This window comes from Wolbachia endosymbiont (group A) of Bibio marci, from assembly GCF_947251645.1.
Classification (GTDB): Bacteria; Pseudomonadota; Alphaproteobacteria; order Rickettsiales; family Anaplasmataceae; genus Wolbachia.
Genome location: NZ_OX366364.1, coordinates 202,060 through 223,838 on the forward strand (window position 1 = coordinate 202,060; position 21,779 = coordinate 223,838).

The window sequence follows — 21,779 nt, forward strand, 5'->3', positions numbered from 1 at the left end:
ATGGATTTTCTGAAAAGTTTTTGAGTATATTGTATTTTTAATTTGTAAAATAAGATTTTTTCCTTTCTGCACGTCTCGTCTAAAAAGGACACATTTTAAACTTTTTTGTTGAAATAAAATAGAAACAAAAGTGCTGTTTCTTGCACTCTTTGGATAATTTAATGATAAAAAATTTAGAGAGAAATTTTACACACAATCACTGATATTTTCCCTTAAGTTGACGCCATTGTCTGAACGGTCACGACATAGGATCCAGAAAATTTAGTTATATATAGAAAAATCTGAGTTGAATTAACTACACCAACTCACATTCAGCAAAAAAGAAAGCTATTTCCTTACGAGCATTTTCTAGACTATCCGAACCGTGTACTCTATTTTCACTAATATCATCAGCAAAATCACCTCTGATTGTACCTTTATCTGCCTGCTTTGGATCGGTAGCTCCCATGATTTGTCTGTATTTACTTACTGCATTTTCACCAACTAAAACTTGAATTATCACAGGACCAGAAGTCATAAACTCTACCAATTCCCCAAAAAAAGGCCTATCTTTATGAATTTCATAAAATAGCTCTGCTTGTTTTTTTGTCAGCAACATCATTTTTTGTGCTATAATTTCTAGTCCAGATTTTTCGATGTAAGAATTTATCTTGCCTGTAATATTATTTTTTACTGCATCAGGTTTTAATATCGAAAGTGTCTTCTCAATTGTCATATTATTTCCTTATATAAGATTGTATATTTATAGATTCATTTTATTGCAAATTTTTGTTTCATCAAAGAGGTTTTTTATTTATAGTCAAGAATAAATCATCAAGGGAGTATTGTATGCATACTTGTTGTAAAAAAACTAATGAAAAACCTGAATCTACTACCAAACAACTGGTTGAAACTGAATCTACTGCTAAAAAATTGGTCAATAACTTGAAATCGTCAATTTTTTGTGGAGCAAAAGGATTTTTAACTTTTAATTTGGCTTTTTTAAGTTATTTAGAATATGGTATGTGTGACCATATTCTACAAAAGCAAGGAAAAAGTAATAATCAATACACGGAGCTAAAAAAAGGCGCTGCCTTTGCAATGAAAAGAAACACTATTCCATTTCTTGAAATGGCTATCATAGTGCCATTTGTTTGTTTTGCGCTGCCAGCTATGGTAGGTAGTATAAGTCTTATGCAGTGTGCGCTTATATGTGCTGCATTGATGGTTACAACATGCTTTTTTGTAAGAACTTTTCACGTGCGTGAGTGGTCACTAGAAAAATGGACCAAACATAGTACACAAGAAATAGATGGGCAATTTAAGAAAGATACTATAAAATTTCCTATCTTTGATCAAAATAGAAAGCATATTGAGTATAATTCGCCTAACTCAGGGCGACTACTGGATGAAACAAGTAGCACCTCTCTTTTAGTTAAAGTTTCACTTTTTCCCCTAAAGGTTCTTTTGAAGGTTCTTCAAAGTTGTATAATGCTATCTTTAGCTGCTGTTGAACTTCTTGAAGCAGTGCCAAGTTTTTGTGTTGACGCGGTTTTTGATAAAAGCTTTGCATCTACCAAGAGTAATGTGCGAAGATCTGGTCATTTATTGTATGCAAGTGTGAGAAATTTAGTGCCTATAACTAAATTTGATGAGCCTATAGCTGAGTTTATAGGCACCCCAAAAGCAACTTGTTGCGGAGCCTGAATGTGCCTCTTTTCTGTTATTTAAGTGTATTCTATTTTGTCATTCCAGTCTGGAATACAGCACTTTCACACAATTTCATCGAGGACGTTGTTTTCACATAACACTTTTATACTTACCAATTTAGTAAAATCCTGGATCCCAGTGTCGGAGCACTGGGATGACACCATCTTAGTAGAAATAGCCCTCAAATCACAATGTTGTTGTGCATCATGCGCTGGAACGACGGCAAAAAGTAATCTTGCAGTTTTAACAATTATTTGCAAAAGACCAAATGAAAAAGGCAGTTATCTTATTTAATCTTGGTGGACCTGATTCACTGAATGCGGTCCGTCCTTTTTTATTCAATCTTTTTTATGACAGGAGAATAATCAGTCTACCAAACCCTTTTCGGTTTCTTTTAGCAAAGTTTATATCTGCGAAACGAGAAAATACTGCACGAAAAATATACGAGGAAATTGGAGGTAAATCGCCGATTTTGGATAATACGAAAGCGCAAGCTGATGCTTTAGAACTAAAATTAAATGAAGATAGAAACCATGTACACAAGGTATTCATTTGCATGCGCTATTGGCATCCATTTGCTGACGAAGTTGTTAAAAGTGTAAAACAGTTTGATCCTGATGAAGTAATTTTGCTGCCACTATACCCTCAATATTCAACTACCACAACTTTGTCATCCATCGAAAATTGGCAAAAAAATGCTAAAAACCATGGTCTAAAGTGCAATATAAAAATAATTCACCATTATTATAATAACGAAGACTTTATTGAAGCTCACGCTAATTTAATAGCTAAGCATTACAAATTAGCCAGCAGAATCGATAAGCCAAGAGTCCTATTTTCAGCCCATAGCTTACCTCTTAGTATTATTAAAAAAGGCGACCCTTACGCTTCACAGGTAGAAAGAAGCGTAGAGTTAATAGTAGAAAAGTTAGCTATCAATAACTTAGATTGGTCAATATGTTATCAGAGTAAGATTGGTCCTGTAAAATGGCTAGAGCCAAGCACTGAAAGTGAGCTATCACGTGCAAAAGCTGATGGTGTACCTGTAGTTTTATCACCTATATCTTTTGTTTCTGAGCATTCAGAAACACTTGTGGAACTTGATGTAGAATATAAAGCAATTATCAAGGATGGATATTACTTTCGCGTGCCAACTCTCAGTATCGATCCCTTGTTTATTAAATGCTTGGCTGATTTGTGCATAAATCACCCTTAAAGTCCTGATTTATAGGACTTTTCTTTAAGGCTTTTATGTGATAGAATAAAAGAAAGTTATTGTTTTATTAACTATTTTATGCCAAGCAAGCTAAAAAAGAAATCGAGCACGTTCACACAAAGGGTACATGATGCTTATAATCATGATTTCAGGAAGGTAATCTGCATCACAACAGGTTTAACAGCCCTATTGTGTAAGATTTCACTGCAATTTTGCTGCGAGTTCATTGACAATAATAGATCCAATATCTTTCTTATACGGGATGTTGCTCGACTAATGAAGTTTCCGACATCTATTCTATATATTGCCCATTCTGCATTTACTCTACAGGATCTAATTAAGGATTACAGAAACCCTGAGAGTAAAAAAGAGCTGGCAAAAGTTGTGGGTAAATCGGCTAGTCTTGCAAGCAGCATCATAGAAGCATTGATGATGTTGAAAGTCATCCATTTTTTTACTAGGGGTAATGCAGACGTAATAAGTCACATTCACTTAACATCAACGATCCTATTTCTGTTTATTTCGGAACCTATAAGTTACTATTATTCATGGAGAAAATACCTAGATAATAAGGATCCTGAAAAATCTGCTGAGTGTAAGAAGGGCCTTATTATCAGCACATTAACTTTGTCATTAGGTTTGTTAAACTTCATATTAAAAAGAATGGAGACTGCAACCATACCAATAAACTTAGGTAATGGTATAATCTATAATTTCAACTTAAGCGTAACAGTTAGCATAATATATAGCGCAGTATTCCTAGTACTTCAGCTTGACAAACTATTTAGCCAACCTATCAACGATGACCCTTCTACTGAACTTAATAATGCTGGCCATAACCATATTCAGCCCGGTAATGATGGTAATGATCTGCCCGATGGCAACGCTGTGGGAATGTAAGGGTTAGAGGTGAAAAGATTTTATTTCTACTGCCAATGCTAGCACTGCTAATTTACTAACTATGTTCCAAAGTGCTAGAGGTTTTTCTTCCACTATTTTGCTAACGTCATGAAATTCGCAATCAATGGAGTTTAAGCTGGAATATACATCTTTCCTGCTATTACATCAGTATAAGTAACATGTTGGAGTATCTCCTATATAGTATATTAGCGGTTCTGCAGAACTGCTTTTAAATACGTCAATGGTTGGTACACCTTCTTGTATAATAACGCTATTGATTGCTATTCCTTCTTTTATCTTTTTCATTTTATGACGCTTTTTTTTATTGAGGTTTAATATTTCTTCACCACTTGTTGCTGTTATAATACCCATCCCATATGTGCCATTGCTTGCTTTGATAAAAACGTAAGGTTGTGTTTTTATTTCATATTCCTCATATTTCTTTTGCACTAGAGACAATATTTGGTCAACTTTAGCCGCTACTGTTTTTAGTGATGAATCATCATCAAAATCAACTCCATCACAGCTCTCTGTAAGCACAGAAATTAGCCATGGGTCCATTTTAAATTCGCTACAAAACTCGGACGCTAATTCTTGATAGATTTCAAAATACTTAAATTTCTGCCTTCTATGCCAACCGTATAGTGGGCTTGGTACTATATCTTGCTTTACGTCTTTTAGCGTGTCTGGAATGTGGCTCGTCATATCACGGTTCAGTATAATAACATCAGGCACAAATCCTGAAGTTGTCTTCAGCAGAGAGTTTTCTTTCACAACAGTTTCATACTGTTCTATTAAATTGTATACTTCACTATGTAAAAGGCCAATTCTAGTCTCAAAACCTGCGAGTTGCAGTACTTTCTCTATAACAAATACGTTTTCTATATACATTTTATTGCGTGTATAATTTTCCGGTATTATAAGAACCTTTTTGTATTGATGCCTTTTAAAGTAGCTTTCTATCAATCTTGCTGCCATCGTTCTTGATTCTTCACTTAAGTTATTGAACCCCGCAGGAAATAAATTAGCGTCCACTGGGGCAATTTTGTAACCAGAGTTTCTAAGATCTATAGAGCTATAAAATGGTAATGTAAGGCCGTTAAGTTTTGCTTCGAACCAATTATTTATACTTTTTTCCAAATCTGGGTGAATTATGTTTTGCATCTGCACTTTAAATGTTATAAGGAAGGTATTATATTATAAGCTATAATTAAACATATTTAGCAAATTTGACTAAAGATTAAAGTATAATGAGATTCTTATTTAAAGTGATAGAAAAATGATTCAACACGATAACAATAAAATGTATGGAACTACTATACTGTCAATTAGAAAAGATAAAAGCGTAGTAGTAATAGGTGATGGACAGGTTTCAATGTGCCACACTGTTATAAAATCCGGAGCAAAAAAAGTTAGGCGTCTCTCTGGTGATTCTGTAATTGCTGGGTTTGCTGGAGCAACAGCTGATGCATTTACTCTCTTTGAAAGACTAGAATCTAAACTTGACAAGCACCCAGGGCAATTAATGAGAGCATGTGTTGAACTTGCAAAAGACTGGAGAATGGATAAATATCTGAGAAAATTAGAAGCTATGATGATCGTTGCAGATAAATCTATTTCATTAGTAATTACGGGAACAGGTGATGTTCTTGAACCTGAAGATGGAATCGCAGCTATTGGCTCTGGGGGAAATTTTGCTCTATCTGCAGCAAGAGCTTTAATTGACATTAAAGGAATATCAATAGAGGAAATTGCGAAAAAGGCTATGAAGATAGCTGCTGATATATGTGTTTATACAAATCATAATGTAATTATTGAAAAAATAGAGGAGTGATATGTCTTCTGAACAAGAAACTTTGTGCACTAATTTTTCCAATCAGCCTATAACCCTTTCAGAAGGGCGGTCTTGTAGTAGTGACACCTACGATGAAAAAGATGGCCTCTATAAAGATACTAAGAGTGGTTTTGATTCAAATGACAGCGATGTTCAAGTTAATGACAGTACTCAAGTTTTGTTAGATGACCTGCCACCACAGAAGATAGTTAAAGAATTGGACAGATTCATAATCGGACAGGATGATGCAAAGCGTGCTGTTGCTATTGCGCTCAGAAATCGTTGGCGTCGCAATCAGGTTCCATTTCCATTGCGTGATGAAATCATACCTAAGAATATATTGATGATCGGTCATACAGGGGTTGGTAAAACTGAAATAGCTCGTCGCTTAGCAAAACTTGCCGGTGCACCATTCATAAAAATTGAGGCAACGAAGTTTACTGAAATAGGGTACGTTGGACGTGACGTTGATTCGATAATACGCGATTTAGTTGATGCAGCAATAGTTTTAGTTAAAGAGAAAGCCTGTAAAGCCTTAGCTGAAAAGGCTTTAGATTTAGCTGAGAAAATAATAGTAAACTCTATGGTAGGCGAAGATGCAACCGGAGAGAGTAAAAGAATCTTTAGAGAAAGATTAAGAAATAAAGAGTTTGAGAACGGAGAAGTTTCCATTAACGTCAGAGAGAGCAAGAGTATGTTGCCTACTTTCGATATACCAGGCATGCCAGGTGGGCAAGTTGGTGTGATGAATGTAACAGAAATAATGGGCAAGATGTTTAACGGGAGCAAAAAAACAAAAACTATTACGGTGAAGGTAAAAGAAGCGCGTGAAATATTAATTAATGAAGAAAGTGAAAAGCTAATGGATGAAGATAAGATAATCAAAGAAGCCATTGATCTTGTTAGTAACGATGGTATAGTATTTTTGGATGAAATAGACAAAATTGCAGCGCGTACAGAAATAAAAGGTGAAGTAAACAGAGAAGGAGTGCAACGCGATCTGTTACCACTACTTGAAGGAACAACTGTTACAACTAAGTATGGCCATGTAAAAACAGACTATATATTATTTATTGCATCTGGTGCTTTTCATCAGTCTAAACCATCTGACCTCTTACCGGAATTGCAGGGCAGATTACCGATCAGGGTAGAACTTAAGGCACTTACTCAAGAGGATTTAATAAGAATATTAAAGGAACCAGAATCTAGTTTGTTAAAGCAGTACATAGCTTTAATGAAAACAGAAAATGTGACGCTTGAGTTCACTGATGATGGTATAAAAACCATAGCTGAAATAGCGTTTACAGTTAATAGGCAAGTGGAAAATATAGGCGCAAGAAGGCTTCACACTGTCATGGAGAAGCTTTTAGACGAAATAAGTTTCATTGCTTCTGAGAAAAATAGCGAAAAATTCATTATAGACAGCAAGTATGCAAAAGATAAACTTGAGTCGATTTCGAAGCAGCTTGATTTATCTAAGTTCATACTTTAGGAAAAACGAGAAGCCTATTTTAAGCAGTTAGAGAGTGTTCAGAAGATCAGCCAGTAGACCTAAAATCAGCTATATTCTTTAGGCTGTTTTTCAACAGTAGAATGGTGTGTTGCGACCTCTTGCTTAACATCTAATCTTAAGTCAATTATTGAGATATTTTCTTCATCATAATCTATGTCTTTTATTAACATATCGTCAGTAATAGTCAAAAGGTCAGGCGGAGAAAGAATAGTTCTTTTATTACCAGCTCTCATTCCCACAACACCAAACTCTATAGCAAGTGGTATTTCTTTGTTACCAACTTTGAATTGCACTGTTTGATCTTTGACTATATATTCTCCATTATGCTCCTTTACGCTATATTTAACCGATATCTCATCACCGCACCTTACTTGTTTTCCAGTCTTGTTAATTAAGTCATTAAAAACCATCAGATTATTTACTGAGTCGGGATATTTATCCTTTACTTCGATCAGTTTGACGTAATAAGAATTAAAATTCATTTTGTTATCATTAGCAATAGTAACTACACGCTCTCCGCCTTCTTTCATACCTATCACCCCTAAACCCACTTCTTTTAGGTCATCTTGACCTATTTTCAAAGTAACATCAGAAACTTTGCTAGGGAGTGTTGCTAAGTTATTATTAGAAATTTTATATATTTGCAGTAGGACTTCCAGGCCACAGAAAGCCTTACTGCCATTACCTTCAGTAATTTCATAAAAATTTATTGAATCTTCTTCCTTTTGCTGCGTTATTTCTTCTAAATATTCTGTTAGCCCATGCTTTTCAATATAGCGGTCAAGTGCTGATTCAAGTATTGGCTTCACTAGGTAATGTGCTATCGTCTGTATCAAACCACCATGCGTGGCATTTATCTCATAAAGCTTGTCCTTTTTTTCCGGTTTACCTTTGTTTATATAGACAATAGTAAACACAAAAGCAGAAGTTAAAGTGAGAATCATTACTACGGAAATAAGCATTTGTAATATAATTTTTCTAACCATCTTTCTTTACTTGATTCAATAAATCATATAAATAATTAGTATCCCCTGAAAGCGCACTCAAATTATCCAAGCCTTGTTTAAAGAGGCCGTCTATATAGTCCTCTACTTCACTTTTACCAAGCACAGACATTAGATTATTTGTTTTATCTTGTTCGTAGTCTTCAATATCATCCTTAGCTTGAAAGATAAGCCCTAGGTTTATCCCGTAGTTATATAACGCTTTACGTTGCTTGTCTGTAGCATTCCCTATTATAGCGCCTATTTCGCATGAAGCTGCAAATAATTTTGCGGTTTTCATCAAATGAATTTCTTTTATTTTATCAGCTTGGCCCGACGTCATTCCAGCGTTATGCATACAGCTGTACGAATGTTGTGGTTTTAAGGTAGAAAGGGTGTCATGCAAGTAGCTGACACTGGAATCCATTTCATGTTCAGCTCCACCATCGCATGGCTTTTTGCACGAAATGCTTGTAGGCAAAGCCTTCTGGATCCCAGTGTCCGCTACTTGAATGACAGAGGGTTGGGGTCTAAAATCTATATGCTCACTGTTAATATCTAAAGCCTGTCCTCCCACCATTCCCCTAATTCCTATTGCTTGAGAGAGCACTTTTATGATCTCACAGCGTTTCTCATTTAACGAAGATAATACCTCAAAAGCCAGAGTAAGTAGTGCATCTCCGGCAAGCACTGCTGTTGCTTCATCAAATTTTTTATGGCAGCTTAGCTGGCTTCTGCGAGTATCACTGTTGTCCATGCACGGTAAATCATCGTGAATTAGAGAATAAGCATGAACAAATTCAATTGCTGCAGCAACTGATATTACTTTTTTAGCTTCCGCGTTAAACACTCGCGATGAAGCTACGACTAAAAAGGAGCGTATATGTTTTGCAGGAGCAAGGAGTATATAACGCATAGCTGATATAAGCTTATTCTCGCTATTTTCTGGTAAAAGTTTATTTACTTCTACAATAAGCAAATTTTTTGTTGTTTCGTCTAGCATTTTTGAATTGTTAATTGTTTAGCACGTAACGCTAGCCAGCTAGGGCAGTAGAAAACTTTACTGTAGTTTATCAGTTATAAAAGATATTGCAAACATAAAAATTTTTTATAACATCAAAGAATAGGTTATTTTTTTGGTAAGAAATGTGAATAGCGAACTAGCAAAGAGCACTAGAGAAGACATAGAAGAGAAAGTGAAAAAGATTATACTAGAGCACATTAGTAAGGATGTAGAGAAATTCAACAGCTCTTCAAAGCTTTCGGAGCATGGTGCAGACAGTTTAGATGCAGTTGAAATCATCATGGCGGCAGAAGAAGAGTTCGGGATAGAAATCCCAGATGAAGACGCACAAAAAATGGAAACTATGGAGCAAATAGTTGAGTACATTAATAGTAAAAAAGGCTAATAGTTAGTGTTAAATGAGCAGAAGAGTAGTAGTCACTGGTGTTGGTTTAATCACTCCACTAGCGGCAGATGTTGACAACACTTGGTCAAGGCTGATAAAAGGCGAGTCTGGCATAAAAGCAATCAATACAGATAGATTTGACTCTTCTGATCTTGCTTGCAAGGTTGCAGGGCAGGTGCCTGTGCAATCCGATAACATTGAGAATTACTTTAATCCTGTAGGTTATATTTTTGAAAAAGATCTAAAAAGAACGGATCGTTTTATTCATTACGGCATTGCAGCAGCGATTCAAGCTGTGGAAGATTCATCTTTAGAAGATTCAAAAGTAGATAGGGAACGTGTTGGCGTAACTATTGGCTCTGGTATAGGTGGTCTTCCGTCAATTCAGGAAAATGTTATTACCATGCAGGAAAAAGGGCCCAGACGTGTCAGTCCATTTTTTGTCCCTGCAAGTCTAATAAATTTGATATCTGGCCATATTTCTATTAAATACGAATTTACAGGTCCAAACGATTCAGCAGTAACCGCATGTGCAACAGGTGCGCATGCAATCATAAACTCAGCAAGAACTATAAAACTTGGTGAAGCGGATGTTATGATTGCAGGTGGAGCAGAAAGTGCACTGTGTAGAGTTGGAATTGCAGGTTTTGCATCTATGAAAGCGTTATCAACTAAATTCAATGATAAACCCAAAGAAGCTTCAAGACCATGGGATGCAGAACGCGATGGTTTTGTTATGGGTGAAGGAGCAGGTATATTGGTGCTGGAGGAATACGAACATGCAAAAAAAAGGGGGGCAAAAATACATGCTGAACTGGTTGGGTACGGACTGACAGGGGATGCACACCACATTACAGCACCACATCCAGAAGGAAGAGGCGCATTTAAGGCAATGCAGCTTGCTTTAAAGAGCGCACAAATTAATCCCAATCAAGTAGGGTATATTAATGCACATGGAACTTCAACACCACTTGGAGATAAAATTGAAGTAATAGCAATGAAACAGTTATTCGGTGACTACGTTTATAAAATACCTGTTTCTTCAACTAAATCTTCTATAGGACATTTACTTGGTGCTGCAGGGAGCGTTGAAGCAATATTTAGTATTCTTGCGTTAAATAATGGAATTATTCCGCCAACCTTAAATTTACATAAACCTTCAGAAGGATGTGATTTAAATTTTGTACCACTTAAAGCTCAAGAGCATAAAATTCAATATGCACTTTCTAATTCGTTTGGTTTTGGTGGCACTAATGCATCGCTCATCTTTGGAAAAAATTATAATTAAACCTCTTAAGGATAAAATAAACGTAAGGTATCAATAATTGGCTAAGAAAGAAAACAATGGTGTCACGCTACTTGGATGACGGAGGGAGAAAAAGCAAATTTTTGCCTTTTACGGTCAATCTATTATACTTAGTAAGACTTCAATAAATTAATGAATATATACTTTATATCTAATTAAATGCACAAGATATTAATAAGAAATAACTACAAATCCCTGGTCGGAAAAATCAAGATTAATGGTTCAAAGAATGCTATTTTACCGATAATGGCAGCAAGTCTATTGAGTACCTTCTCGGTGATTTTGCATAATGTACCTGATTTAATTGATGTGCATCTAATGTCTAAGCTGCTTGAGAGTCTTGGAGCGAAAGTGAACTTTACATGTAATAAAGATTATAAAGCAAATCATACTTTGGAAATTGACTGCGGTAATATCAACCATCACGTAATGTCACATGAAACTGCAAGTAAGCTGCGAGCATCTTTTTTAATGCTAGGTCCAATTCTCAGTAGATTTGGTAAAATCACAACAGTCTTTCCTGGTGGATGCAATATCGGAAAGCGTCCCGTTGATATGCATATCAAAGCATTAGAAGAAATGGGAGCTAAAATTAAAGTTGAAGGCTGTAATATAATTGCAACAGTGAAAGGAAAGCTACAAGGAAAAGAAATCACATTTGAGAAAATAAGTGTTGGCGCAACAGAAAACATAATAATGGCAGCAACACTTGCAGAAGGAGTGACAATAATAAACAATGCTGCAACGGAGCCGGAAGTTCTTGATTTAATAGAGTTCCTAAAGAAAATGGGTGCTAATATTGAGATTAGTGATACAAGGATCACAATAACAGGAGTTGAAGCATTAAATGGATGTATTCATAAAATAATACCAGATCGCATAGAAGCAGGCACCTATGCACTAGCTGCTATAATAACCGGTGGTAAATTGGAGTTAGAAGGAATAAGTCTATCTGATATAAGATGTATTGTGAATGAATTGAAAGCTATAGGGGCTAATGTTGAACTATGTAATGAGGGGGTTATGATTTCCAGAAAAAATTGCTCTATTAGGTCTGCTAACATTGCAACAGATCCATACCCCAACTTTCCCAGTGATATGCAACCACAACTGATGTCTGCAATGTGCATCGCTGATGGGATATCAGTAATTGAAGAGAACGTTTTTGAAAACAGATTTGCACATGCAGATGAATTGAGAAAGTTAGGTGCTAATATCAGCATCGAGAAAAGCAAAGCTACTATAAGTGGAATAAAAAGCTTATCTGGAGCTAATCTATATGCTACTGACTTAAGATCAACAGCAGCTTTGGTGCTTGCTTCTTTGGTAGCCGGTGGAGAAACTATAATAAACAATTCACATCATTTATGGAGAGGATATGAAGCAATGCATGAAAAACTCAATTCATGTGGAGCTGATATCTCCATTTCATCTTGAGGATATTTTATGAATGAAGCAACCAAACGAACTACAGTAAAAGAAATAGATGGAATCTTATATGAAGAACATAAGGTATTAGACCATGGATTTATTCGAGTAGTGGATTATATGGGCTCTGACAGTAGCATAGTTCAAGCTGCTCGTGTTTCTTATGGCAAGGGAACAAAACAGATAAGTCAGGATGAAGCACTTATAAAGTATTTAATGAGACATCATCATACAACTCCATTTGAAATGTGTGAAATTAAGTTTCACGTGAAACTTCCAATTTTTGTTGCAAGGCAATGGATAAGGCATAGAACTGCAAATGTGAATGAATATTCAGCAAGGTATTCAATACTTGATAATGAATTTTATACACCTAAACCAGAACAAGTTGCAAAACAATCTGACAATAATAAACAAGGTAGTGGGGAAGCTTTTGATCCAGATACCTCAAAGGAAATAATAGATTCTCTAACAAATGACTCTAATTTAGTATATTTTCATTATGAAAAATTTATTGAGCAGGGGCTTGCAAGAGAAATTGCCCGAACTAACCTAACGCTTAATTACTACACGCAATTTTATTGGAAAATAGATCTACATAACCTTTTTCATTTTTTGAAGCTTAGAGCTGATAAGCACGCCCAATATGAAATCAGAGTTTATGCAGAAGTTATGTTGGATATAATAAAAAAATGGGTCCCATTGGCCTACAATGCCTTTGTTGAATATTGCCTAGAATCAGCCTGTATTTCAAGAACTGGTTTAGACATAATTCGTAAATTAATTAAAGGGGAAACCGTTACTAGAGAAGAAAGTAATATTGGTAAAAGAGAATGGGACGAGCTGATGTCTATACTTGATAAACGATCTTAAAGATAAAGGCATATACATAAATCTTTATGGCAATTGTATATCTCTATAGATTTATAGGTGTAAGCAACAATTTACCAGTATTGTTATCAGCTGATATATCAACTATTTTTGAATTTGTTCTCTCTCTTGTTTCATAAAGTTCCTCAGCTTTCCTTAACATTAATGTTGCGTTTCTAAGCGTAACGTAAATTTCACAATAATCTGGAGAATTTTCAATATACATATTATATGAATAAAAATTTACAGCCAGTTCCACTGCCCTACAAACCTCCTCTGATGTAAAATTAGCAACTCCTGTATTAGGACAAAAGCCAACTGCTCCTCTATTAGGGTCAAAAAATATGTATTTACCATTCTCTGCTTTATATACCAACATAGAATGTGCAATATTCTCGTCATCATCATCACTATCTCCTTCATTACAAGTATAACAGGAGAAATTAAATTCTAAGCAGCATTCTATCTCTACATTATCCAAAGCACACTTAACTTTTTCTTGATTAATATGGATCCATACTTCTGTTGACGATAAATCATTACACTCTTGTTCATATATTGTCTTGTCATAAAATTGATCTCCCTCACGTCTCTCAATGCTCTGAATATGAAGAATAGGTAAGAATTGTAGCAAGATCTGCGTTGCTAATAATCCGGTCGTTTGTTCTTTTCTTCCATCAACATAAGCTATAAAATCTTGTTCAGACACAACATCACCAGACTTGAGAAGTTTAGCAAAGTCTTCCCTACTCTTTAATCCTAAAAGAGTAATAAAATAAATTAATGGCTGACATAGGCCTTCTTCGGGATCAAAACCCAAAATTCCTTCAAATCTACTTCTTAAGTGTACAATTTTTGATATGCTATCTGACATAAAGTCATTCAAATTAAATTTTATAGCTTGCCTGCTATCAAATAGCTCTCTGTACTGTTCTTCAGCTAATAAATCCGATTTATATACATATCTACCATTCTCTCTATGTATACCTTCTACATCTCTAATGATGCCTTGTTCCACATTTTTACTAATGGCAGATTTGTTTTCATGATCTCTTATATTGGTAGTTTGATTTAAAAATTTCACTACTTCTTGCCCTGAAAAAATTCTATCAATTTCTTCATTTGCAATTTTGAAAAATACTTTAATTTGAGAGTTATCTTCGGAAGTATAAACTTTTAATATATTAGACTCAGTAATACTATTAATATATTTCTTAACGTATCTTGGCATATTAATTTTTTTAAAATATTAACTATATTAGCTAATATTACAATAATTTACACCATTGGACAATTAATATTTTAATAAAAATCTCACTAAAATTAATTTATTGCGCTAATATTGATCAAATCAATTCATCACTTTTATAGAACATCTCATTGAAATCATGTAGAGTTCCAAAATCCTGACCCTTGATAAATAGGTGATCATTAGCAACAACCATTACTTGCTCACGGTTATATCCACTGCCGTCATGGTACTTGCCACGTACGGTATCATAAAAATTCTTTATATCATCATATATCACTTGCAGCTCCACCTTATACTTTCCCACTTCAAGAGGACTTCCTGTCCTTATTTTTAAGGGATATTGTGAATTTGCAACACTGTTAGAAATTTCTGCTTCAATATCAGAATTTTTATCCATATTTTCTATCACACTTGCCATAACAGTTTCTTGTTCGTCTTCTATTGGTTTTGCTTGTTTTTCAATTTTATTATTGCTACTTTCAGTTTCCACAGTGACTTTTCTTGTTTCCATATCTTTTTGAGCTTTCTCATTACTTTGCTTGCGTATTTCATCTCCATGCAATTTCTCCTGCAGGGCTTTTTCCATGTCAGCATAACCGTCACGATTGCTTTGCGAAGCTGGTTGATCTTCAACATAACTGCTGCTATCATCCGCTTGCATTTGATCTATATAGTTAGATTCTTCTTCCTGTATAGTATTTTTTGTGACTCCCTTAAGGTAATCAAGCATATCTTTTCCAGTCTTTTCCCAACTTGCAGCATCTGCATATTTTCTATCACTATTGATTACATCCTTTAATATTCTTCTATCATCTATCCATTGTTCAGCATGCTCAAATAGCGTCCATCCTTCATTACCATGAATATCAACATCAGCTCCATTCTTTATCAGGTACTTTACTTTGTCCAATTGCCCATGCCTTACTGCATGAATAAGTGGTGTCCAGCCTTCACTATCTCGAACATCAATATTTGCATTATTCTTTATTAAATATTCTAATATCTCTTGATTTCCTAAATTAACAGCAAAGTGTAAAGGTGCTAAACCGTAACTATCTTTAACATTAACATCTGCACCATGCTCTATTAGGTAATTTGCTACCTCTGTATTTTTTATGCTCATGGCAAAATGTAGTGGAGGTTTGCCAGAGCTAATATCACGAGTATTAATGTCTACATTGTGATCTATTAAGTATTTAGCTATCTCTGTATGTTTTAGTTCAATAGCATAATGTAGTAGTGTTTGAGCAGAGGTGTTTTTGACATTAAGATCTGCACCATGTTCAACTAAATTCTTAACTATTTCTGTATGTCCTAGCTTAACAGCAGTAAACAATAGAGGAGTATAACCTTTACTATTAGGATCTGCATTATGATCTAACAGATATTCCACTATTTCTGTATTATCTGAATAAATAGCACTTTGTAGTGGCGTTCTGGAATAAGCATCCTGAATATTAGGATTTGCACCATGATCTACTAAGTATTTAGCTATCTCTGTATCTCCAGATTCAACAGCATAGTGTAAAGGTGTTTTGTAATAAACATATTGAGTATTAGTTTTCTGATAATAATTGTCCTGAATATTAAGGTTCGCACCATTATCAATAAGGTATTTTGCTACTTCCGTATTTCCTGACTGAATAGCATAATGTAGTGGCGTTTGTCCGTTATGGTCTCTTGCATCAATATACGCATTGTGTTCTATAAGCGTTACTATCTTACTTAAATCTCCCAATGAAGCAGCAGAGTGCAAAAGTGTTGCACCGTTTTCATCTGCCTTATTTACATCTTCTATAACGTTTTTCTTACTATCCTCATCAACTACCCTTTTCTTCCTAGATTTAATTTCATTTCCTACCACAACTTCTTCGTCTATTTGTTCATCATCAATTGTAAATTCAGTACCTATCTGATTACTATCTTCCTCCAACTCATTAGATAATTTTTCAGATAGCTGATCACCACTCAAATATGGTTCTTTTGAATATTTAGCGTAATTATAGGGATCAGTGCTGTCTGCTGAATAAAACCCACTTTCAAAGTCTGAGTAGAAGCTTTTATTGAGCACAAAGAATAAATTTTCATAATCAAGTAGCATGTCATAATCAGAACTAACACAATGCAAGAATTCACTATCTTCATAATCTGCTATATAGAATTTTTCGGAATCAAGGGTAATTTCATTTGTCCCCTTACCTTCTGCAGTAAACTGTAAAACTACTGCTGAACGCCCGTTACCTACGTCATTACCTTTTACCACTTTAAACAAGGTAATTTCACCTTTTTCTATGAACTCCTTTAATTCCTCATTCTTTTGATCTAATTCTTCCTCTGCTTGTCTTTTCTCTCTTATCAATTTCTCCTCTTTTTCAGTAGCTTTATTTTGCAACTGTAAAAACATCTCTTGTGTGGTTAAGCTATTTGTGTTGCTTAAAAAATTATCTAACACATTTGATGCAATTGGTGACAATTCACCGTGATCATCAAATACTTTTTCCTTTGCTTTATCATAGTGATTTGGGTTATAGATTGCATACAGAGGATAAAAACCATGATCTGCTATTGACGCCCCATCAGATGATAGTTCCATTGAGAATCCATAGTGATTAAGTGGAAGATTGGAAGTTAAATATCTACCGTTATCATCCCTAACGTATAGCTCGCTTCTACCATTGTGCTCACTATATTTATTGTAGTAGATATAAAAATTCTCATGGTTAAGATTGAAGTGATCATCTAGATTATCGAATTGAATTGTACTGCCAAGTTTCTCACGCAAAAGATTTTTGCTTTCATCTGTAAGCTTTATACGTGCAGAAAAGTAGTATCGATCTATAGGTTCGCCTTTTTCTATCTCAAAGTTCAAAGTAATCTTATCGTTGACCATTGGTAGCTCCAAATATTGTATTAATTATTTTAATATTTATCAATCATACGGTCTGTACTATGAAAAATGTGTTAAATGTTAAGATTTTTTTGTGCACCTAGGTAAGGTAATTGCAATCTGTCATTTCAGTGCATAATGTACAACTGTATGAACATTTGCTTTTGTTAAGGTAATTCACACAGCAAATGGTGTCATTCCAGCGCGTGACGCTGGAATCCAGCTTTCTATGCAACCTCATCAAAGACATTTATTTAGTACAGATTAGCTACTTTTTACGCTCACCAAATCAGTTTGCTTGCTCACAACCTGGATGCCAGTGCCTATGACACCCTTCCTAGTGAAAGTTGCTCTCAAATCGCAATGTTCATGCAGTTGTGCACACAATACTAGAACCCAGAAAAAACATGTTTAGATTGGCTATTCGAACGACATTAGTTGTTAGTTACGCAGCTTTCATAACAGCTTCACTATTACAACATTTGTTTACTGCTATGTCCGTAAGGTATCCTACTGCACCACCCACTGCAGCACCTACAATTCCTGATAATACAGCAGTTGCAATTACTCCAATAGCAATAATCTCAGGTATAATTCCTATTGCAACTAATGTAGCTCCTACAGCACTAAATAATAATGCTAAACCTATTGTCCATCCTCTTGCAGAAATTCCTAAAGGCTGTTTTTGTGGAGAATTACGTTTTGGGTTGCCTACTATAGGTGGCTGATTAATTTGCTTTTTCTGCTGAAAATTATTGTTAGTTCCATTACTGACAGGTGTTTGTTGCAATGGAGCTGCACTGCCTGTAACCGTTTGTAGGCCACCATTTACTGGTTGCTTCTGTTGTGCAGAAGTTGGGGTAAATGGTTGTGTAGTGACATTGCTTGCAGTCGGTTGTTCTAAAATTTGCTCATTATCACAGTTAATAGCCACATTGCTACCCACTTTTGATTGAAATGATTCGGTAAACACTACACTGTAATCTACATCATCAATTATTGTTTCTGAAGTTAGATCTGGATTTTGATAGTAAGTTATAGTGGCATTAGATATTTCGGGTCTACCTTTTATCGTTCTTTTTACTAGCTTTTTCTTTTCTATTTTGCACACATTAAACTGATCAGAAAAACTAAAAGTTAATTTATCTTTGAATGTTTCTGCAAAATCGTCCACAAAACTATCTTTAAAAGCAATTGGAAGAAAAATATGCTTTCCACCTAGAAAGATCTCTCGGCCAAAGCGCTTATTAGGTGCTTTATTAATACGCTTATCCTCAAGCTCTCCAACCTCTTCGGTATCTAGATACATTATACCTTCAGCTATTTTTGGATTGATTTTATTAATCAAATTTCTGATATACTCTTTGTCTTCTTCATCCACTATAATAACTCTAATGTTAAATCTTTCACATCCGTATTCATTATCTATACTAGAATCTATCACCGATCCTCCAATTCTATTGCCTAAAACAACCACTCGAATAGTAGATAATCTTTCATATGCTTCTTGCATGTTCTTGTCATTTAAAAGTGCTGTTGCTTTTTCTACAATGCTTTTATCTACACTACTTTTCTGATATTTTTTTAGGTATCTCTCCCTAAAGTTATCATAACCATCCCTATGGTGTTGTATTGCCTTATCTGCATAATTAAGTGCGGCAAGCAAATGCGAACTTTCATTATTAAGCCCAACTGTTGACACACTATTTTGACTCACCGTATTTGGGTAGAGGTAATGTCCGTTAGCCTTGTTTCTCACTTTCTCAAATATTAACTCACCTGCAACAACAGGTATTCCCCTTACTTTCATTTCATTTTTTGGTAGTAATTGGCCATTTGTAAAAGTAAATGCTGAAAAAAGTGCCCAAGCATTGGTACCGTGTGAAGCAAAAGTTCTCTTATCAATCACATTACTGCGTACATTCAATCTAATTTCAGGGTGTTCCCTTTTAAATTCCTCACTTATCTCAAATAATTGTTTTCCCGACTCGCTTGGTCTTCTGTTCTGCATAAAGTTCTTATGAAGTTCAGAAAATTCTATTAGTTTCTGTATATGAGCCTCTTGCATATTCACCATCCTAGCCAAATAAACTTACATAATACCAGTTTAACCCACAAAAATCAAGCAAACAAATCCTTAAAACAATGCTAAACTCAATCACTATGGCAAGAACAGTTGACGTATTACTACCACTTCCAATTGATCAGTTATTTTCATATGCAATTGAGGAAAATACTGAGATTTTACTTGGAGATTACGTAGTGGTGCCATTCGGCAAAAAACGCTTAATCGGAATAGTTTGGAAATACAGTGATAAAAGTAACCGAGAATTAAAATTTATTGAGCAAAAAATCGATTTACCAAATATTAGACCAAAATTGATCGCATTTGCAGAGTGGGTTGCGCAGTATAACTTAATACCTATTGGTATGCTTGCCAAAGTGATAATGGGAGGAGTGTTAAAAGTAAATCACATAGATAAATTAGTTTGTGCTAAGCAGAAGCAGGAAATAAGTGAAATAAGTTGCCAATTGAGCCCTGAACAGCAAGAAGCAAGTAGTAGAATAATAAGTAATCTAAATAAGTATTCAGTGACTTTGCTTGACGGCGAGACAGGATCTGGAAAAACGGAAGTTTATCTCTCTGTGATTGCACAATTGATTAAGAATTACACTGCCGTTCCAAATGCTGCTCAAACTTTACCATCCCAGTGCCCAGAGACACAACTGTACGAACATTGTGATTTAGGTCCACCAAGAGGGTGTCATCCGAGTAGCCTGACACTGGGATCCAGTTTTTCATATAACCTCATTACAAATGTTTATTTTAACTTAAGACCAATACCTAATTTACAATCAAAATTCCTGGATTCCAGTGTCAAGCACTGGAATGACACCTTTGTACTCAAGGCAAAACCCACTGTAACATTTAGCATACCGTCTTTGCCACGTACTAGTATGACACCAGAACGTGTTGAAATGACATCAGGAGAAGGTAATGCACAAGTTTTAATCCTCCTACCTGAAATTGTTTTAACTTCACAATTGGTAAATCGTGTTCGCGGTCAGATATCAAAAAACTTAGTTGAATGGCACTCAGGACTCACTCCAAAAACTCGCCGGAATAATTGGCTTAATATAGCAAATGGAAATGCGCAGATAATTATTGGTGCACGATCAGCACTTTTTTTGCCTTATAAAAACCTAAAATTGATTATCGTTGATGAAGAGCACGACTCATCTTTTAAACAAGAACAGGGAATTATATATAATGCTCGAGATATGGCGATAATCTTAGCCAAATTTGAAAATATTCCGATTATTTTATCATCAGCTACTCCACTGCTTGAAACAATTCATCATGTTAAAAGCGGGAATTACAATCATGTAAAGCTAACTAAGCGATTCGGTGGTGCAGAATTGCCACTCATTAAAGTAGTGGATATGAGAAGCAACAAGCAATGGATCTCCGATGAGCTTTTTGAAAGCATAAAACAAACCATAGAGAAAAAACAGCAGGTTATGCTTTTTCTAAACCGCAGAGGGTATGCACAACTGGCAGTTTGTAAAAAGTGTGGATATAAAATTTCCTGCTTAAATTGTGCTGTTTGGCTTACATATCACAAGAAAAAAAATGCTCTTTTGTGCCATCATTGCTCTTATCAATTGAAACTTCCAGAAAAATGCTCTAATTGCCAAAGTGAACAGCCATTGTCCCTCTACGGCATAGGAATTGAAAGGTTACTTGAAGAAATGGTGAAATTAATACCAAACGCAAAAACTGCGATGATAAGCAGCGATCAGAAATCGGTTAGTAACGTAATTGACTTGGTACTGAAAGAAGAGGTGAACATTATAATCGGCACACAAATAATTGCTAAGGGGCACAATTTTCCCAAATTAACTTTGGTTGGAGTAATAAATGCAGATTTGAGTCTCGAAAATTCTGATTTAAGAGCAGCGGAAAAGACGTATCAATTATTACACCAAGTTGCAGGCAGATCAGGAAGGTTTAATGAAAAAGGAATGGTAATAGTGCAAACCAATAACCCTGAAAGTTCAATAATAAAAGCATTGCTGCATCAAAAAAGGGACTCATTTTATGAAATTGAACTTAAGTCAAGACGTGAAGCCAAAATGCCACCATTTAGCAGATTAATAGCGCTTATAATTTGTGGTAAGAATCAGATTGCGACACAAAAAGCAGCGAATGAAATAGTAAAATCTCTTCTCCGTCATCCAAGTAGCTCAACTACTTGTATCCAGGAAGAAAATGTAGGTGCAGACAAAAAGGAATTTGAAATTCTTGGCCCATCACCAGCAGCGATAAATTTTTTAAATAATAAGTATCGGTATAGGGTATTATTAAAAATACACAATAAGCACAGTCTATCCATACAAAAAAAGCTGAAATGTTGGATTAAAAATTGTAACTTGAATTCGAGTATTGCAGTGATAATAGATGTTGATCCTGTGAGTTTTTTTTAACGAG

General features: G+C 35.1%; 17 protein-coding genes and 1 pseudogene. 10 read left to right on the plus strand and 8 right to left on the minus strand.

The genetic code is table 11. The features are described 5' to 3' along the window. Positions 1–295: 295 nt before the first annotated feature. Positions 296–715: a nucleoside-diphosphate kinase gene (ndk, locus tag OPR48_RS01210; protein ID WP_265026231.1), complete on the minus strand. Its 420-nt coding sequence runs from the start codon at positions 713–715 to the stop codon at positions 296–298. 113 nt (positions 716–828) lie between these two features. Between ndk and OPR48_RS01215 the strand changes: the two genes are divergently transcribed. Further along, positions 829–1,686: a hypothetical protein gene (locus tag OPR48_RS01215; protein ID WP_265026232.1), complete on the plus strand. Its 858-nt coding sequence runs from the start codon at positions 829–831 to the stop codon at positions 1,684–1,686. 65 nt (positions 1,687–1,751) lie between these two features. Here OPR48_RS01215 and OPR48_RS01220 read toward each other — a convergent pair whose 3' ends face one another. Next, the gene (locus OPR48_RS01220) at positions 1,752–1,949 is read right to left on the minus strand and encodes a hypothetical protein (protein ID WP_265026233.1); all 198 of its coding nucleotides are present in this window, start codon (positions 1,947–1,949) and stop codon (positions 1,752–1,754) included. A gap of 8 nt (positions 1,950–1,957) precedes the next feature. Between OPR48_RS01220 and hemH the strand changes: the two genes are divergently transcribed. Both hemH and OPR48_RS01230 read left to right on the plus strand, forming a co-directional pair. Next, positions 1,958–2,905 carry a ferrochelatase gene (gene hemH / locus OPR48_RS01225; RefSeq protein WP_265026234.1) on the plus strand — a complete coding sequence of 316 codons (948 nt, stop codon included), beginning with the start codon at positions 1,958–1,960 and terminating at the stop codon, positions 2,903–2,905. Between the two features lie 78 nt (positions 2,906–2,983). Then, a complete protein-coding gene (locus OPR48_RS01230) occupies positions 2,984–3,805 on the plus strand; it encodes a hypothetical protein (RefSeq protein ID WP_265026235.1) in 822 nt (273 codons plus the stop codon). Positions 3,806–3,808: 3 nt separating this feature from the next. On the opposite strand, the pseudogene gshA reads toward OPR48_RS01230, so the two are convergent. Next, a pseudogene (gshA, locus tag OPR48_RS01235) lies at positions 3,809–4,969 on the minus strand (glutamate--cysteine ligase). Positions 4,970–5,084: 115 nt separating this feature from the next. Here gshA and hslV point away from each other — a divergent pair. Continuing rightward, complete coding sequence (gene hslV / locus OPR48_RS01240) at positions 5,085–5,639, plus strand: ATP-dependent protease subunit HslV (protein ID WP_265026236.1); 555 nt, start codon at positions 5,085–5,087, stop codon at positions 5,637–5,639. Position 5,640: 1 nt separating this feature from the next. Continuing rightward, positions 5,641–7,131, plus strand: coding sequence for an ATP-dependent protease ATPase subunit HslU (gene hslU, locus OPR48_RS01245; RefSeq protein WP_265026237.1), 1,491 nt, complete (start codon positions 5,641–5,643; stop codon positions 7,129–7,131). A 65-nt stretch (positions 7,132–7,196) separates the two neighbouring features. Here hslU and OPR48_RS01250 read toward each other — a convergent pair whose 3' ends face one another. Together OPR48_RS01250 and OPR48_RS07405 are read right to left on the minus strand one after the other, a co-directional pair. Continuing rightward, positions 7,197–8,138 carry an FKBP-type peptidyl-prolyl cis-trans isomerase gene (locus OPR48_RS01250; protein ID WP_265026238.1) on the minus strand — a complete coding sequence of 314 codons (942 nt, stop codon included), beginning with the start codon at positions 8,136–8,138 and terminating at the stop codon, positions 7,197–7,199. Next, positions 8,131–9,138, minus strand: coding sequence for a polyprenyl synthetase family protein (locus OPR48_RS07405; RefSeq protein ID WP_265026239.1), 1,008 nt, complete (start codon positions 9,136–9,138; stop codon positions 8,131–8,133). The genes OPR48_RS01250 and OPR48_RS07405 overlap by 8 nt, the downstream gene beginning before the upstream one ends. Positions 9,139–9,283: 145 nt before the next feature. Here OPR48_RS07405 and acpP point away from each other — a divergent pair, with 145 nt between their 5' ends. The 4 genes from acpP to thyX all read left to right on the plus strand — a co-directional run bounded on the left by acpP (position 9,284) and on the right by thyX (position 13,151). Then, the gene (gene acpP, locus OPR48_RS01260) at positions 9,284–9,544 is read left to right on the plus strand and encodes an acyl carrier protein (protein ID WP_341811841.1); all 261 of its coding nucleotides are present in this window, start codon (positions 9,284–9,286) and stop codon (positions 9,542–9,544) included. Positions 9,545–9,557: 13 nt separating this feature from the next. Beyond that, complete coding sequence (fabF, locus tag OPR48_RS01265) at positions 9,558–10,832, plus strand: beta-ketoacyl-ACP synthase II (protein WP_265026240.1); 1,275 nt, start codon at positions 9,558–9,560, stop codon at positions 10,830–10,832. A 177-nt stretch (positions 10,833–11,009) separates the two neighbouring features. Then, positions 11,010–12,287: a UDP-N-acetylglucosamine 1-carboxyvinyltransferase gene (murA, locus tag OPR48_RS01270; protein ID WP_265026241.1), complete on the plus strand. Its 1,278-nt coding sequence runs from the start codon at positions 11,010–11,012 to the stop codon at positions 12,285–12,287. 9 nt (positions 12,288–12,296) lie between these two features. Next, the gene (gene thyX, locus OPR48_RS01275; RefSeq protein WP_265026242.1) at positions 12,297–13,151 is read left to right on the plus strand and encodes an FAD-dependent thymidylate synthase; all 855 of its coding nucleotides are present in this window, start codon (positions 12,297–12,299) and stop codon (positions 13,149–13,151) included. Between the two features lie 43 nt (positions 13,152–13,194). Here thyX and OPR48_RS01280 read toward each other — a convergent pair whose 3' ends face one another. From OPR48_RS01280 to OPR48_RS01290, 3 genes are all read right to left on the minus strand, one after another. Beyond that, on the minus strand, positions 13,195–14,379 hold the full coding sequence (locus tag OPR48_RS01280) for a hypothetical protein (RefSeq protein ID WP_265026243.1): 1,185 nt from the start codon (positions 14,377–14,379) through the stop codon (positions 13,195–13,197). Between the two features lie 115 nt (positions 14,380–14,494). Beyond that, entirely contained in the window at positions 14,495–17,290 is a 2,796-nt protein-coding gene (locus OPR48_RS01285; protein WP_265026244.1) for an ankyrin repeat domain-containing protein, read from the minus strand. A gap of 442 nt (positions 17,291–17,732) precedes the next feature. Next, a complete protein-coding gene (locus tag OPR48_RS01290) occupies positions 17,733–19,298 on the minus strand; it encodes a hypothetical protein (RefSeq protein WP_265026245.1) in 1,566 nt (521 codons plus the stop codon). 134 nt (positions 19,299–19,432) lie between these two features. Here OPR48_RS01290 and priA point away from each other — a divergent pair, with 134 nt between their 5' ends. Beyond that, on the plus strand, positions 19,433–21,775 hold the full coding sequence (gene priA / locus OPR48_RS01295; protein WP_265026246.1) for a replication restart helicase PriA: 2,343 nt from the start codon (positions 19,433–19,435) through the stop codon (positions 21,773–21,775). Positions 21,776–21,779 lie beyond the last annotated feature (4 nt).